At 68.7% G+C, this 15,047-nt stretch carries 16 protein-coding genes; 13 read left to right on the top strand and 3 right to left on the bottom strand.

What is annotated here, in order from left to right; all coding sequences use genetic code 11:
- Nucleotides 1-20 precede the first annotated feature (20 nt).
- Both BIU82_RS19595 and BIU82_RS05395 read right to left on the bottom strand, forming a co-directional pair.
- Complete coding sequence (locus tag BIU82_RS19595; protein WP_139146515.1) at nucleotides 21-527, bottom strand: hypothetical protein; 507 nt, start codon at nucleotides 525-527, stop codon at nucleotides 21-23.
- Nucleotides 528-558: 31 nt separating this feature from the next.
- Entirely contained in the window at nucleotides 559-876 is a 318-nt protein-coding gene (locus BIU82_RS05395; protein WP_070348442.1) for a hypothetical protein, read from the bottom strand.
- Between the two features lie 644 nt (nucleotides 877-1,520).
- Between BIU82_RS05395 and BIU82_RS05390 the strand changes: the two genes are divergently transcribed.
- The 12 genes from BIU82_RS05390 to BIU82_RS05335 all read left to right on the top strand — a co-directional run bounded on the left by BIU82_RS05390 (nucleotide 1,521) and on the right by BIU82_RS05335 (nucleotide 12,985).
- The gene (locus tag BIU82_RS05390; protein ID WP_070348441.1) at nucleotides 1,521-2,306 is read left to right on the top strand and encodes an amino acid ABC transporter ATP-binding protein; all 786 of its coding nucleotides are present in this window, start codon (nucleotides 1,521-1,523) and stop codon (nucleotides 2,304-2,306) included.
- Nucleotide 2,307: 1 nt separating this feature from the next.
- Nucleotides 2,308-2,952 (top strand): amino acid ABC transporter permease, encoded by a 645-nt coding sequence (locus BIU82_RS05385; protein WP_070348440.1) that lies wholly within the window; start codon nucleotides 2,308-2,310, stop codon nucleotides 2,950-2,952.
- Nucleotides 2,949-3,602 (top strand): amino acid ABC transporter permease, encoded by a 654-nt coding sequence (locus BIU82_RS05380; RefSeq protein WP_070348439.1) that lies wholly within the window; start codon nucleotides 2,949-2,951, stop codon nucleotides 3,600-3,602. Before BIU82_RS05385 ends, BIU82_RS05380 begins: the two co-directional genes overlap by 4 nt.
- Nucleotides 3,603-3,669: 67 nt before the next feature.
- Complete coding sequence (locus tag BIU82_RS05375; protein ID WP_070348438.1) at nucleotides 3,670-4,542, top strand: ABC transporter substrate-binding protein; 873 nt, start codon at nucleotides 3,670-3,672, stop codon at nucleotides 4,540-4,542.
- A gap of 163 nt (nucleotides 4,543-4,705) precedes the next feature.
- Nucleotides 4,706-5,611: a dihydrodipicolinate synthase family protein gene (locus tag BIU82_RS05370; protein ID WP_070348437.1), complete on the top strand. Its 906-nt coding sequence runs from the start codon at nucleotides 4,706-4,708 to the stop codon at nucleotides 5,609-5,611.
- A gap of 300 nt (nucleotides 5,612-5,911) precedes the next feature.
- Complete coding sequence (locus tag BIU82_RS05365) at nucleotides 5,912-6,913, top strand: proline racemase family protein (protein WP_070348436.1); 1,002 nt, start codon at nucleotides 5,912-5,914, stop codon at nucleotides 6,911-6,913.
- A complete protein-coding gene (locus BIU82_RS05360) occupies nucleotides 6,910-7,866 on the top strand; it encodes an ornithine cyclodeaminase family protein (RefSeq protein ID WP_070348435.1) in 957 nt (318 codons plus the stop codon). The genes BIU82_RS05365 and BIU82_RS05360 overlap by 4 nt, the downstream gene beginning before the upstream one ends.
- A 23-nt stretch (nucleotides 7,867-7,889) precedes the next feature.
- The gene (locus BIU82_RS05355; RefSeq protein ID WP_253182694.1) at nucleotides 7,890-8,585 is read left to right on the top strand and encodes a GntR family transcriptional regulator; all 696 of its coding nucleotides are present in this window, start codon (nucleotides 7,890-7,892) and stop codon (nucleotides 8,583-8,585) included.
- Nucleotides 8,582-9,787 (top strand): FAD-dependent oxidoreductase, encoded by a 1,206-nt coding sequence (locus BIU82_RS05350; protein WP_070348433.1) that lies wholly within the window; start codon nucleotides 8,582-8,584, stop codon nucleotides 9,785-9,787. The genes BIU82_RS05355 and BIU82_RS05350 overlap by 4 nt, the downstream gene beginning before the upstream one ends.
- A complete protein-coding gene (locus BIU82_RS05345) occupies nucleotides 9,784-10,035 on the top strand; it encodes a (2Fe-2S)-binding protein (protein ID WP_171906502.1) in 252 nt (83 codons plus the stop codon). The genes BIU82_RS05350 and BIU82_RS05345 overlap by 4 nt, the downstream gene beginning before the upstream one ends.
- A complete protein-coding gene (locus BIU82_RS05340) occupies nucleotides 10,032-11,459 on the top strand; it encodes an NAD(P)/FAD-dependent oxidoreductase (RefSeq protein ID WP_070348432.1) in 1,428 nt (475 codons plus the stop codon). The genes BIU82_RS05345 and BIU82_RS05340 overlap by 4 nt, the downstream gene beginning before the upstream one ends.
- A gap of 44 nt (nucleotides 11,460-11,503) precedes the next feature.
- Nucleotides 11,504-12,985 (top strand): aldehyde dehydrogenase family protein, encoded by a 1,482-nt coding sequence (locus BIU82_RS05335; protein WP_070348431.1) that lies wholly within the window; start codon nucleotides 11,504-11,506, stop codon nucleotides 12,983-12,985.
- Between the two features lie 68 nt (nucleotides 12,986-13,053).
- On the opposite strand, the gene BIU82_RS05330 is transcribed toward BIU82_RS05335, so the two are convergent.
- Entirely contained in the window at nucleotides 13,054-13,731 is a 678-nt protein-coding gene (locus tag BIU82_RS05330) for a FadR/GntR family transcriptional regulator (RefSeq protein ID WP_216098995.1), read from the bottom strand.
- Between the two features lie 187 nt (nucleotides 13,732-13,918).
- Between BIU82_RS05330 and BIU82_RS05325 the strand changes: the two genes are divergently transcribed.
- Nucleotides 13,919-15,010, top strand: a complete 1,092-nt coding sequence (locus BIU82_RS05325) for an amidohydrolase family protein (protein ID WP_070348429.1) — start codon at nucleotides 13,919-13,921, stop codon at nucleotides 15,008-15,010.
- The last annotated feature ends 37 nt before the right edge of the window (nucleotides 15,011-15,047 follow it).

Raw genomic sequence — 15,047 nt, 5'->3', positions numbered from 1 at the left:
TGCGCCTGGCGGTGTGCGGTTCAGTGGCCGGACATCGCCAGGCAGCCGCCGTCCAGGATGGAGCCGCGCGGCGAGAGTTCCACCTTTCCGTCGATGCCCACGAAGCCCACAAGGCAGCCGCCCGCAGCCGCGGCGCCGAAGCGGATTCCGCGGCCGGTATCGTCTGTCCGCACGTCCTGCGCATGGAAGCCGGCGGCCTCGAATGCGCGCTCAACGTCCTTGGTGCCCGCTGGGTCCGGAAGGGCCTCGAGCGCCTTGCGGACGGCCGGGATCCGGCGGTTCAATTCGGCCTTGGCGTCTGCGCTGATCGGCCGTTGTTCGCGGTACCGCTCGTTCTCGGCCATGGCGGCTTCGGGGTCATAGAGCGCGCAATTCGATGGTTGCGGGCCTTCCGGAACATAAGGGCAGGCCGCCGTCGGGCTTGGGCTGGAAGGGGCTGGCCGGGCAGGCGACGTCGCCACCCCGCAGCCGGACAGCAGCACGGCGGCCGCAACGACAATGACGCTCAGTACACCTTGTTTCCCCATGGCCGAAGCCTACGGGACGCGGCCGGCCCGCTCATTCCCGCGGAATGCCCGGCGGAGGGACGATCGTCGACGGCAGGAGGCCTTTCGACCCGGGGTCGCTCAGGCCGAGTTCGCTGAGCTGCCAGCCGTTGCTGGTGGAGACGAAACGAGCGGTCTGGTCCAGGGAGTACATTGTGGGGACATCGCTCGGGCCCGCCTTTGATGCCAGCCGCAACTCGGTGAGTTCGTTGAAAGCCACCAAGGTGTAGCGCTGGTCCGCAGTTACCTTGATGCCGCGGATTTCCACCGTGGAGGACGCCCCGATGTACCAAAAGCCGGTGTCCCTAAAGCGCTTGGCGCGGGCTGCCAACTCCGCCGCATCCCGGGTTGGGCTTCCTTAAAGGCGGCCGTGGAGTCGCTGTCGGCCAAACGCTTCGACGCCGGCGGCTCGGCCAGGAGGCCCGAATTCCTGTCCTCAACGGCTGCCAGGATCATGGCGGTCATCCTTTCCTTCTCCGGCGAAGGCCGCTCGACGGTGGTCACCGCGATTGTCTTCTGCGCATCAGGGGTTGGCCCGGCTTGGACGCCGGCAGCAGGCTGCAGCATCCCGTACACAAGGAATCCGCCGACGACAAGCAACATCACCGCTGAGACCGCCAGGATTGCCTTGGCCCGAGTATCCATGTTTTCCCCCAAACAGTTTGGCCTGAGCCACAGTGTGTGCCCCTGCGGTTGGCCCGGTCAATCGCGCGGGCAAAGAATCCGGGTGTCCTGCGTCCGCGGAATCGATGATTCGTTGCAGGGACGATGATGCGCACCATCGTCCCTGAAGGGAACCATCGATTCCGCGGCCGGCCTGCGAAGCGCACCCTCTCGACTAGCCGCGCCAACCGGGAAAACGAGCCCAAAAATCCGCCCTTGCATCTCTTCTTGTGTCATGTACCATTGCACATATGATGTGACATCGAACACAGAAAACGATGTTCCCACCAGTTCCCCACATGGAAGATCGCTATGACCCTTTCAGAAATCGCGAACGGCAAGCTCGCGCCCCGCACCGGCATCAAGCTGGAGAACATCTCCAAGAGCTACGGAAACCACGTGGTGATCGACGATGTTTCCCTGGATGTCGAACCCGGTACCGTGACGGCGCTGATCGGCCCGTCCGGCGCCGGCAAAAGCACCTTCCTGCGCTGCATCAACCTGCTGGAACGTCCCGATTCCGGGACCATCCGGGTGGCCGGCCATACGATCGAGCCCGGCAAGGTGATCAACGCCAAGGACCTTGCAGCACTGCGCAGCACCGTAGGCATGGTGTTCCAGTCCTTCAATCTTTTCCCGCACATGTCCGCGCTGAAGAACATCAGCTTCCCGCAGCAGAAGGTCCTGGGCCGCAGCAAGGAAGAAGCAGATGAGCGCGCCCTGCAACTGTTGGAGCGCGTTGGCCTGAAGGACAAGGCCAACCAGCACCCGGGCCGCTGCTCGGGCGGCCAGCAGCAGCGCATCGCGATCGCCCGCGCCCTGGCGCTGGACCCGTCGATCATGCTGTTCGACGAACCGACATCCGCCTTGGACCCCGAGGTGGGGCTCGAGGTCCTGGCGGTCATGCGCGAACTGGCCGACGACGGCATGACCATGATCGTGGTGACCCACGAGATGCAGTTCGCCCGCGACGTTTCGGACACGCTCGTGGTGATGGCCGACTGCAAGATCATCGAGCAGGGTGATCCGAAGGCCATCATGAGCGATCCGCAGGAGGCCCGCACCCGGCGCTTCCTGCGCGCCGTCCTGGAGCGCTGAGATGGACGCATTCTCCGCGGTCCTCCAAGGACTGCCCATGACCCTGCTGCTGACGGTGTCCGCATTCGTGATCGGCATCGTCGGCGCCGTGCCGCTGGCGGTGGGACTGTCTTCGCCGAACGCGGTGCTCCGCCTGGTGTGCCGGCTCTTCGTGGACCTGGTCCGCGGCGTCCCGATCATCGTGTGGCTGTTCCTGCTGAAGTTCGGCATCCAGATCGGCACCTTCAAGTTCAACCCTGTGGGTGCGGCGATCGTGGGCCTGGGCGTGGTGTCCATCGCGTACCTGGCCGAGATCTACCGCGGCGGCCTCGAATCCGTGCCGCGCGGCCAGAACGAGGCCGCGGACGCCCTGGGCCTGGCCCGTTCCACCACCTTCTACCGGGTGCTGGTGCCGCAGGCCTTCCGGATCGTGTCCCCGTCCATCGCCACCTACCTGACCGGCCTGCTGAAGGACTCCTCGATCGCGTCCACGATCATCGTGGCCGAGATGGTGTTCCAGTCCCAGTCCTTCGCCCGCCAGCACCCCACCGTGGAAGGCATCCTGCCGTACGTGCTGGTCGGCATCCTGTACATCGTGCTCAGCCTGCCGGTGGCGTACCTGTCCCGCAGCCTTGATGCCCGCATGAGGAAGGCGGTCTACGCATGAACTGGCTGATCGAATGGGCGGCCTACCTGCCGCAGCTGATGTCCGGCCTCGGCGTAAGCCTCATGATCGCCGGCGTCTCCATCCTGGCCGGCTATCCGCTGGGACTGGTGCTCAGCGTGATGGTCGGAGCGAAGAACCTGGCCGTGCGCACCCTGGGCCTGGCCGTCGTCGAAATCGGCCGCGGCGCCCCGGCCCTGGTGATCCTGTACCTCTTCTATTACGGGCTGCCGAAGTTCGGCATCGCCTTCGAAAGCATCACCGCGGCCTGCCTGGCGCTGAGCTGGAACGCCGCGGCCTACTCCTCGGAGATCATGCGCGCCGGGCTGCAGTCCGTGGCCCGGGGCCAGCACGAAGCGTCCGCCGCGCTGGGCCTGTCCTGGAGCCACACCTTCTTCCGGGTGATCATGCCGCAGGGCATGCGCTCGGCGATCCCGGGCCTGATGGGTGTGGCCATCCAGATGTTCCAGGGCACCTCGCTGGCCTACGCCATCGCCGTGCCGGAGCTGATGAAGTCCGCGTACAACATCGGCTCGCAGGACTTCAACTACCTGCAGATCTTCACCCTGGCGGGCATTTGCTACGCCGCCATCTCCATGCCGGCCACGTGGATCACCGTGTACTTCGAAAAACGCATGGCCCGCCACGCCTGAAACACCCGCCACGCCTGATCCCTTACCCAGAACTCCCAAGCATTCCCCACCACCTCAGGAGGAAAGTATGAACATCCGCAAGCTCAAGACCACCGGTGCGCTGGCCGCCGTCGTCCTCGCCGCCGGCCTGGGCCTGACCGCCTGCGGCGGCTCCTCGACCGCAAGCAACTCGAACTGCACGCCCAAGCACCAGGGCGTCCAGACCGTGGCGCAGGGCAAGCTGACCGTCGGCGTCATCGACATCCCGCCGTTCAGCAGCTACAACAGCGGCAAGCCCACCGGCATCGACATCTCCATTGTGGAGAAGGTCGCCAAGGACGAATGCCTCGAGCCCGTCTACCAGCAGGCCACCTACGCCGACGCCGTGCAGTCCATCTCCGGCGGCAATATCGACCTCGCGCTCGGCACCATCGATGCCACCGAGAAGCGCCTGAAGGCCGTGGACTTCTCCGCCTCCCTGTACCTGGACGGCATGGGCATCGCGTCCAAGAGCGGCGCGACTACCGTTGCCGACCTTGAAAAGATGAATAAGGTGGGCACCATTGACGGCTACCTCTGGGTGGAGGATCTCCGCAAGATCCTCGGCGACAAACTGGTCACCTACCCGTCCAGCGTTGAGCTGAAGGCGGACTTCGACGCCGGACGCCTGGACGCCGACGTCGACGCTTACGGCGTGCAGGTCCTGCAGTTCAAGGACGCCTCCGGAGTGAAGGTCGCCTTGGCGAACGAGAAGCCGGATGCCCGCGTCGGGGCGATCACCCAGGCGCCTGAGGCTGCCTTCCCGATCACCAAGGGCAACACCAGCCTGAAGGAAGCGCTCGACGCCGGCATCAAGGCCCAGCGCGAAGACGGAACCATCACCAAGCTGCTCACCGACGCCGGCCTTTCCGAAGGCCTCGGAAAGGTCGCCGAAAAGCAGTACGTGGTTCCCGCGAGCTGACGTCCCGGCCCGCCGCGCTCCGCGGCGGGCCCCGGATGCCGGGCGCCTGCCCGGCATCCCCTTAATCCACCTGTGCAATGTCACATGGTAAGCTGGGCTGTGAGGCACCTCACGGCAGCAAAGATAAACGGCGCCGAGTGTGCCAGACCGAAAGGACCTGATCATGACTGAAACCCGCAAGCCCTGGCACGGCGTACACGTCGCCACCGCGCTGCCGTTCAATGACGACTTCAGCGTGGATTTCGACGCCTACGCCGAGCATGTCCGCTTCCTGGCCAACGCAGGCTGCGACGGCGTTGCCCCCAACGGCTCCCTGGGCGAGTACCAGACCCTCAGCGAAGAGGAACGCGGCCGCGTGATCTCGACGGCGGTCGAGGCCGCTCCGGAAGGCTTCACCGTAATGGCCGGCGTCGGTGCGTACAGCGCCCTGCAGTCCGTGAAGTGGGCCGAGCAGGCAGCCGAGGCCGGCGCTTCCTCGCTCATGCTGCTCCCGCCGAACGCCTACCGCGCCAACGACGACGAAGTGGTTGACCACTACCGCCGTGTTGCCGCCGTCGGCCTGCCCATCGTGGCCTACAACAACCCGATCGACACCAAGGTAGACCTGACCCCGCAGTTGATCGCCCGCCTGCACGGCGAGGGCCTGATTGTCGGCGTCAAGGAATTCACCGGCGACGTCCGCCGCGCCTACGAGATCAAGGAGCTCGCCCCGGAGGTGGACCTGATCATCGGCACGGACGACACCGTCGTCGAGATGGGCCTGGCAGGTGCCGTGGGCTGGGTGGCCGGCTACCCGAACGCCATCCCGGAGTCCACACTGGAGCTGTACCGCCTCTCCACTTCCGGCGACGTCGCCGACCTGGCCCGTGCCCGCGAGATCTACACGGATCTGCACTCCCTGCTCCGCTGGGACAGCAAGACCGAGTTCGTCCAGTCGATCAAGCTGTCAATGGACATCGTGGGCCTCCGTGGCGGAGCCTGCCGCCCCCCGCGCGGCCCGATGACCCCCGAAGCCCACGCAGCAGTAGTAAGGGACACAGAAGCAGCCCTCGCCAAGGGCTACAAATAAACAAAAACAAAAGGGCTGGTTGCCACGGTGCCTGACGCGATTGGTGACCAACCCACAAGCCGGGCCGGCGGTCCTCCGGAAACGGTGAGATAAGCACACGACGGATTTCGGTCCTCCGGAAAGGAGCGCATCGCGAGCGATCGCAGCGCGGAGGTCGCCCAGCGACCGAAGCACTGCATATCGTTCGTGTCTAAGCGACGCCGGAGGGCCGGAATCCGGCGAACCCAGCCGCGACGAACACCGAAGCGGAAGCGGACGGGCAACCGGCGAAAGCCGGCAGAAACAACAAGGAGAGAGCACATGAGAACCAGCCGCATCTTCCATGCCGTGGACTCCCACACCGAGGGCATGCCCACGCGCGTGATCACGGGCGGCATCGGGACCATCCCCGGCGCGACGATGGCTGAGCGCCGGCTGTGGTTCATGGAGCACAGCGACTGGATCCGCACCCTCCTGATGACCGAGCCGCGCGGCCACGCCTCCATGAGCGGGGCGATCCTGCAGCCGCCTACCCGGCCGGATGCGGATTACGGGGTGCTGTACATCGAGGTGTCGGGCCTGCTGCCGATGTGCGGGCACGGCACCATCGGTGTGGCCACGGTGCTGGTGGAGACCGGCATGGTGGAGGTCGTGGAGCCTGTCACCACGGTGCGCCTGGACACCCCGGCCGGCCTGGTGATCGCGGAGGTCGCGGTGAAGGACGGCCATGCCGAGTCCGTGACCATCCGCAATGTGCCCTCCTTCGTGGACCGCCTGGACGCGGAGGTGGAGGTGCCCGGCTACGGCCTGGTGAACTACGACCTCGCGTTCGGCGGCAACTTCTACGCCGTGGTGGACCTGGAGAGCCTGGGCCTGCCGTTCGAGCGGGAGCGCAAGGATGACCTGCTCAAGGCCGGCCTGGCCATCATGGACGCCATCAACGCCAAGGACGAGCCGGTGCACCCGGAACGGGACGACATCCGCGGCTGCCACCACGTGTACCTGAAGGCGCCCGGCTCCACGGCCGAGCATTCCCGGCACGCGATGGCCATCCACCCGGGCTGGTTCGACCGCTCGCCCTGCGGCACCGGCACCAGCGCCCGCATGGCCCAGCTGCACGCCCGCGGCGAGCTGGCCCTGAACACGGATTTCATCAACGAGTCCTACATCGGATCCCGCTTCATCGGCCGCCTGGTGGAGGAGACCGAAGTGGCCGGCCGCCCCGCCGTCGTGCCTACCGTGACGGGACGCGCCTGGCTGACCGGCACCGCGCAGTACTTCCTGGATCCCACGGATCCCTTCCCGGAAGGCTTCCTGCTGTGAGCCTTCCCTATTTCGACGCCGCCGCCGTGCGTGCCGCTGCTCCGTGGCCGACGGCGGTCGCGGCCTTGGAGCGCGCGCTCGCAGACGGGGTGGACCCGGAGTCCGACAGCCCCAGGCTGTTCAGCCCGGCGCCGGGCGGGGAGTTCCTCATCATGCCGGCACAGGGTTTCACCAAGGCAGGGCAGGCTTATTCAGGCGTCAAGGCCCTCACCGTGGCCCCGGGCAATCCGGCCCGCGGGCTGGAGAAGATCCAGGGCATCTACCTGCTGATCGATTCGGACACCCTGGCACCGCTGGCCACCATGGACGGCACGGAGCTCACGGCCATCCGCACCCCGGCCACCACGCTCATGGCGGTCAAGCACATCCTCGCCGCGGGCCCCGAAACCACGGAGCACCTCCAGATCCTCGTCTTCGGCGCCGGCATCCAGGCACTCAACCACCTCCGCGCGGCGCACGCCGTGCTGCCCGGGGCGCGCTTCGCCGTCGTCGGCCAGCGTCCGGAAAGGGTACAGGCGCTGATCGGAACGCTCGCTGCGGAGGGCATCGAGGTCCGGGCCGGCAGCGTTGCCGACGTCCCGGAGGCGGACGTCATCCTCTGCACCACCTCCTCCCGCACTCCGCTGTTCGACGGCGGGCTGGTGGCGGACGGCGCGGTGGTGGCCGCCGTCGGGCAGCACGGACTGGACGCCCGCGAAGTGGATGCCGCGCTGGTACTGCGCTCCGACGTCGTGGTGGAAGGCCGGGCCTCGGCCATGCGCGAGGCGGGCGACCTCATTCCCGCGCGCAGCGTGGAGGAATGGGAGGCCATCCACCCGCTGAACCTGCAGGAACTCGTGGCCGGCAAGCTGGAACGCACGCCCGGGAAGCCTTGCCTGTACGCGGGAGTGGGCATGGCCTGGGAGGACCTCGTGACGGCGGCCGTGGTGTATGAAGGAGGCACCAGAGAATGACGCCCGCCCAAGGAGTGCTCACCGTGCCAGCCAACAACCTCCCCATCGCCCCGCTCGGCCGCCAGCGCAGCCTGCGCGAATCGGTCACCGAGTCGCTGCGTGCCGCGATCATCGCCGGCACCCTGGAGGAGGGCACCCTGTATTCGGCGCCGGCCCTCGGCGCGGCGTTCGGCGTCTCGGCCACGCCGGTGCGCGAGGCCATGATGGACCTGGCCCGGGAAGGCCTGGTGGAGACGGTCAAGAACAAGGGCTTCCGCGTCACCAGCATGAGCGACCGCGAACTGGACGAGATCACCGAGATCCGCCTCCTCCTGGAACCGCCGGTGATGGCCGACGTCGCCGGAACCGTCCCGGAGTCCGACATGGAACGCCTGCACAAGCTCGCCGAGGACATCGTGGACGCCGCCCGCGAAGGCGACCTGGCCGCCTACCTGGCCGCGGACCGCGACTTCCACGCCGAACTGCTCGAATACTCGGGCAACAAACAGCTCGTGGAACTGGCCACCAGCCTGCGCACCCGCACCCGCATGTACGGCCTGAAGACCCTCAGCGAGAGCAACCGCCTGGCCGATTCCGCGCAGGAACACCACGAACTGCTGGAGCTGATCGCCGCCGGAGACGGCCCCGCCGCCCGCGAACTGATGCGCCGCCACATCGGCCACGCCCGCGGGCTCTGGGCCACCGGCGATGACGAAACCCCACAGGAGCAACAGACATGAGCCAATCCAGCGATGTGCTGGTGATCGGCGCCGGAGTCATCGGAGCCGCCACCGCGTACTTCGCCGCACAGCAGGGCCAGAGCGTGACCGTGCTGGACAAGGGCCTCCCCGCCAGCGGCACCTCCTCCGCCTGCGAAGGCAACATCCTCGTCTCGGACAAGGAACTCGGCCCCGAACTCGAACTGACCCGCTACTCCCTGGGCGTCTGGCACAACGACCTCGAAGAGCACAAGAAACTCTGGGAGTTTGAATCCAAGGGCGGCATCATCGTGGCCTCCCGCGAAAGCAGCCTGGCCTCCCTCAACCGGGTGATGGCCGTCCAGAACAGCTACGGCGTGGACGTCGAGGAACTGGACCAGGCCGCCCTCCGCGAAGCCGAACCCCACATTTCCCCTGAAGCCCTGGGCGGCGCCAGCTACCGCGAAGACTGCCAGGTGCAGCCCATGCTGGTGGCGGCCCACCTGGTCCGGCTCGCCACCGAAGCCGGTGCCCGCTTCATCGCCGATACTCCCGTGACGGGCTTCCTGCGTTCAGCGCGCGACGGCGGCCGGGTCACCGGCGTCCGCACCCCGCGCGGCGATTTCCCCGCCGGAGCCGTGGTGAACTGCACCGGAACCTGGGCCGGCGAGCTCGCGGCGATGGCCGGCGTCGAGGTCCCCGTGCTGCCGCGGCGCGGCTTCGTGATGGTCACCGAGCCGCTGCCGCCCATGGTGCACCACAAGGTCTACGCCGCCGAATACATCGACAACGTGGGCAGCTCGGACGCCGGACTCCAGGCCTCGCCCGTGGTGGAAGGCACGCCCGCCGGCAGCATCCTCATCGGCTCCACCCGCGAACGCGTCGGCTTCGACCGTAAAGTCAGCACCGCCGCGCTTGGCCTGCTGGCCCGCAACGCCACCTCCCTCTTCCCGTTCCTCAAGGACGTCAAAGCCATCCGGCACTACCACGGCTTCCGGCCGTATTGCCCGGACCACCTGCCCGTGATCGGCCACGACGACCGTGCCCCCGGGCTCTGGCACGCCGCCGGCCACGAAGGCGCCGGAATCGGGCTGTCCGCCGGTACGGGGAAGCTCCTGGCCCAGGCGCTCGCCGGGCTCACCCCGGACATGGACCTTTCACCGTTCGCGCCGGCCCGCTTTGGCGAGTTTGGCTCTGTACGGCACCACCGAAACTCCGAACACCGAGAGGAGGCCACGGCATGACCACCCAGCCGGTCACCATCAGCTTCGACGGCCGCCCGCTCACCGCGGCCGCCGGCCAAAGCGTCGGCGCGGCCCTGGCATCCCAGGGCATCACCGCCTGGCGCAGCACCCGCAAGGGCGGCAAGCCGCGCGGCCTGTTTTGCGGCATCGGCGTCTGCTTCGACTGCCTCGTGACGGTCGACGGCGAGCCGAACCAGCGCGCCTGCCTCGTGGAAGCCTGCGAGGGCATGGAGGTGGAAGGCTCATGAGCGTCACTGCAGACGTCGCCGTCGTCGGTGTCGGTCCGGCCGGGCTCGCCGCCGCGGTGGCGGCCGCCGAAGCGGGGGCGAGGGTCGCCGTCGTCGACGCCGGAAACCAGCCGGGCGGCCAGTTCTGGCGGCACGCGCCGGAGTCGGTCCGGGAAGCGGACGGCCACGGCCACCACGGCTGGAGCACCTACCTGGACCTGCGCGCGCGTTTCGACGCCGCGCGCGGCGCCGGGCGGATCACGTACCTGCCGGGATTGCAGGTGTGGATGGCTGAGCGCACTGGCCTTCCCGGCTCCGCCGAATTTGTTTTGCGGACGACGGCGGCCGTCGCCTCGTCCGGGGCCGCGCCGGCCACCGTCGCCGCGGACCGCCTGGTCCTGTGCCCGGGTGGCTACGACCGCCAGCTGCCCGTTCCCGGCTGGGAGCTGCCCGGCGTGATGGCGGCGGGCGGCATCCAGGCGTTCATCAAGGCCAACGGCGTGCTGCCCGGCAAGCGATTCGTGATTGCGGGCACCGGTCCGTTTCTGCTGCCCGTCGCGGCGGGCATCGCCGAGGCCGGCGGAAAGGTGCTGGCCGTGCTCGAGTCCTCCTCGCCGTCGGCGTGGCTGCCGCACCTCGGTGCGGCCACGGGCGTGCCGGAAAAGGCCCTCGAAGGCGCCGAATACGCGGCGGTTTTCGCCAAGCACCGCATTCCGTACCGAACTCGCAGCATCGTCACCGAGGTGCTGGGCCCGGATAAGGCGGAGGGAGTGCGCACCGCGAAGGTTGACGCCGACGGCCGGGTCCGCCCCGGAACGGAACGGGAGTACGCGGACGTGGACGTGGTGGGTTTCGGCTGGGGCTTCACCCCGCAGATGGAATTGCCCGTTGCGCTCGGCGTCGAAACCCGGCTGGACGCCGACGGCTCCCTGGTGGGCGTCGTGGACGAACGCCAGCAGTCCAGCGTTCCCGGGCTCTACCTCGCGGGCGAGGTGACCGGCGTCGGGGGAGCGACCCTCGCTGTGTTGGAAGGCCTCGCCGCGGGAGCCGCGGCCGCCCGCCCGGACTCGCACGTTCCGGTCAAGCAGCCCGCCGCGATCGCCCGGCACCGCCGCTTCGCCCGGGCCATGCACCACGCCCATCCGGTCCCTGCCGCCTGGCAGGACTGGCTCACCCCGGACACCACCGTGTGCCGCTGCGAGGAAGTCACCGCCGGGGAAATCACGGAGGCCCGGGACAGCCTGGGCGCCCGCGACATCCGCAGCCTCAAGTCCTTCACCCGCGCCGGCATGGGCTGGTGCCAGGGCCGGGTCTGCGGTTTCGCGGCCGGCTGCCTGGGCGCCGGTCCGGGGGAAATGCCCGACGCCGGATCCCTCGCCTCCAGCGCGAAGCGGCCTCTCGCCGCGCCCGTGGGCATCGGCGAACTGGCCGCGCTCGACAACTAGTGCGCTCGACAACCAGACCAAGACCTCAACGGAAGGAGACCGCGATGACCGCGATCACCCACAACGCCGGCACCGTTGCCGCGACCACTGACGCCGAACTCGAACTGCACCTCGCCGCCGCCCACGCCGCGGCCGCACCCCTCGCCGCACTCCGCCCGGCAGACCGTGCAGCGCTGCTGGACGCCGTCGCGGACGCCCTCGACGCCGCCGTCGAAGAACTGGTGCCGATCGCGCAGCAGGAAACCCGCCTCGCCGAGGCCCGGCTGCGCGGCGAACTCAAGCGCACCACCTTCCAGTTGCGGATCTTCGGCGAAGTGCTGCGCGACGGCGGCTACCTGGATGCCCGGATCGACCACGCCGACCCCGACTGGCCCATGGGCGCACCCCGCCCCGAACTCCGCCGCCTGCTGGTCCCCGTGGGCCCGGTGGTGGTCTTCGCGGCGAGCAACTTCCCCTTCGCCTTCTCCGTGGCCGGCGGCGACACCGCCTCGGCGCTCGCGGCGGGCAACCCCGTGATCCTCAAGGCGCACTCCGGGCACCCGGAGCTGTCCAGGGCGACGGCCGCCGTCGTGGTCTCCGCCCTGGCCGCCGCCGGCGCGCCGGAAGGGACCTTCGCGCTCATCACCGGAACCGCCGCTGGATCCGCCGCGCTCAAGGATCCACGCGTCAAGGCCGGCGCCTTCACCGGGTCGATTCCGGGCGGCCGCGCGCTGTTCGACATCGCCAGCTCGCGGCCCGAGCCCATCCCGTTCTTCGGCGAACTGGGCAGCAACAACCCCGTCTTCGTCACGGAGGCCGCGGCCGCCGAGCGCGGTGCGGAGATCGCCGAAGCGTTCATCGGCTCCTTCACGATGGGCGCCGGCCAGTTCTGCACCAAGCCCGGGACGCTGTTCGTGCCCGCATCCTCCGGCATGGTCGAGGCCTTGCGCCAGGCCGCCCTGCCCGCCGCGGCACCGCTGCTGAATGACCGTATCCAGTCCGGCTACACGGAAGTCCTCGGCGAACTGCAGGCCAACCCGCGGCTGTCCGTGCTCGCGCAGGGCGAGGAACCGCTGGCCGATCCGCCCGCGCCCACGCTCCTGCTCACCACCGCCGCGGACATGCTTGCCGAGCCGCACGCGCTGCAGGCCGAATGCTTCGGCCCCACCGCCGTGGTGGTGGAGTACGACGACGAGTCCCGGCTTCCGGAGATCGCCGAGACCTTCGAGGGGCAGCTGACCGCGACGATCCACGGCACCGACTCCTGCGAAGTGGCCAAGCTGGTGGAGGTGCTGGCGCGCAAGGCCGGCCGCGTCCTGTGGAACCAGTGGCCCACCGGCGTCTCGGTCACCTACGCGCAGCAGCACGGCGGACCGTACCCCGCCACGACCGCGGCCGGCAGCACCTCCGTGGGCACCGCCGCTATCGAACGCTTCCTGCGCCCGGTGGCGTACCAGGGCTTCCCGCAGCACCTGCTGCCCGAGGCCGTGCGCGAGGACAACCCGCTGGGCGTCCCGCGCCTGGTGGACGGACGCCGCGAAGGCTAACTGTCCGGGGGCAATGGCAGGAGGGCCGGCACCGCATCATGCGGTGCCGGCCCTCCTTCGCTTAAGCCTCAGGTGTCCCCGTCCCGCCGCTCATCCGGCATGGCTTCGCTGTGGTCCAGCAGGCCGAGGGCCGCGGCGGCCGCGGCGTCCGGATCACGTTCCTTGATGGCGAGCAGAAGCTTTGAGTGCAGCTCGTCCAGGATGGCGTCCGTGTTGTCCGACATGCAGTTGTTGGGCCCGACGGCGAAGCGCAGCGAGGTGTCGAAGCTGGCGTAGATGGCGGCAAGCAGGCGGTTGTGGGACGCCACGGCGATGCCGACGTGGAAGGCGACATCGTGGTCCACGAAAGCGTCATGGTCATCCCTTGCGATCGCCTCCCGGCGCTTCGCGAAATGGGCCTCCAACTCCGCCACCTCGGCGTCGGTCCGGTTCAGGGCGGCGTCGCGTGCGGCCAGGCCGTCCAGGGCGCGCCGCACGCTGAGCACCTCGCGGGTGTCTGCCTCGTTGAGCATGCGTCGCAGCGCCACCTCGCTGGGGTCGCTGGCCACCACGTAGGTGCCGTCGCCCTGGCGGATTTCGAGCAGGCCGAGCTGGACGATCGAGCGCACGGCTTCGCGCAGCGAGGGGCGGCTGACGCCGAGCACCTTGGTCAGCTCGCTCTCCGCCGGGATCCGCTTGCCCACGGGCCAGTTTCCGGAGCTGATCTCGGTTTGCAGCCGGTCGACGATCGTGTCGACGAGTGACATTCGCTGGATTGGCTTCACGATTCCAATATTTCCATAACCATTGACCTCTTACGATCAGACGTCATACCATCTGACCCATGTTCCCGCGGCGGGCGCTCCGGCGCAAGATGCGGGCCCTGGCTGTTTTGAACTGCAGGCCCTGAACAGGCCTGCAGCAAGGCTTTCGATGGACAAAGGAGTTCACGATTTGAGCGGTCTTCCCGAAGCGCACGCTTCGAATTTCGCGGCACCGGCCTTGGTCGATGCCCACATCCACCCGGACAAAACAAGCTGGGGCGGCCGCTGGCTGTCCCGCAAGGAAGCGGTGGAACTGCGCGATTTCATCGCCAATGACCTCGCCACCCAGCGGGCCTACACGCGCAGCGTCGAGGAGCGCGCCTACGGGCTGCTGAGCACGGCGGTCGCCAACGGCACCCTCGCCATGCGGGCGCAGGTGGACGTGTCCAGCGAACTCGGCACGGCCAATGTCGAAGGCGTCCGCGCTGCCGCCGAACGCATCCCCGGCCTCACGCTGCAGATCGTGGCGTTTCCGCAGTTCGGCCTGCTCAGCAATCCCGGCACCCTGGAGGTCATGGCCGCGGCCCTGGACTCCGGCGCGGATCTGGTGGGCGGCATCGACCCGCTGAGCCTGGAGGGCGACCTGGACGGCCACCTCGACGCCGTCTTCGGCCTGGCTGAGCGCAGCGGCCGGGACCTCGACATCCACCTGCATGACCGCGGCGCCGCGGGGCTGGCCCAGATCCGTGAGATCGCCGCCCGCACCATCGCCACCGGCATGCGCGGCAAGGTCACCGTCAGCCACGCCTTCGCCCTCTCCGAAGACTCGGACCCTACCCTGCGCAAGACGCTGGACCTGGTGGCCGACGCCGGCCTCTGGATCACCACTTGCGCCCTCGGCTCCGAACCGGTTCCGGACCTGGGGCTGCTTGCCTCCCACGGGGTGCAGCTCGCTCTGGGGTCCGACGGCGTCCGGGACGCCTGGACGCCGTTCGGCACCGGCAGCATGGTGGACCGGGCCCATCTGCTCGCCTACCGCACGGGCGCCGTGACGGACGCCGAGCTGGAGCGCTGCTACGCCCTGGCCTCCACCGAAGGCGGCCGCATGCTCGGCATCGACGACCTCGCCTCCTGGCCGGGCCCGGATGCCCCCACCCGGCTGGAGTTCCACGCCGAATCGCTGGCCCAGCTGGTTACGGACCGGCCCGCGCCGCAGCGCGTGTTCCGCTCAGGCCGGCTGCTCGGCACCAAGCCCGTGCCGGCGTCGGCCCCTCCGGCGTAGCACCCCAGACTTCCCCCACAAGCCCTTCCCCCAACAA

Origin of the sequence: Arthrobacter sp. SW1 (assembly GCF_001766675.1) — a bacterium.
Lineage (GTDB): Bacteria > Actinomycetota > Actinomycetes > Actinomycetales > Micrococcaceae > Arthrobacter.
This window is presented reverse-complemented; position numbering and strand designations above follow the sequence as displayed.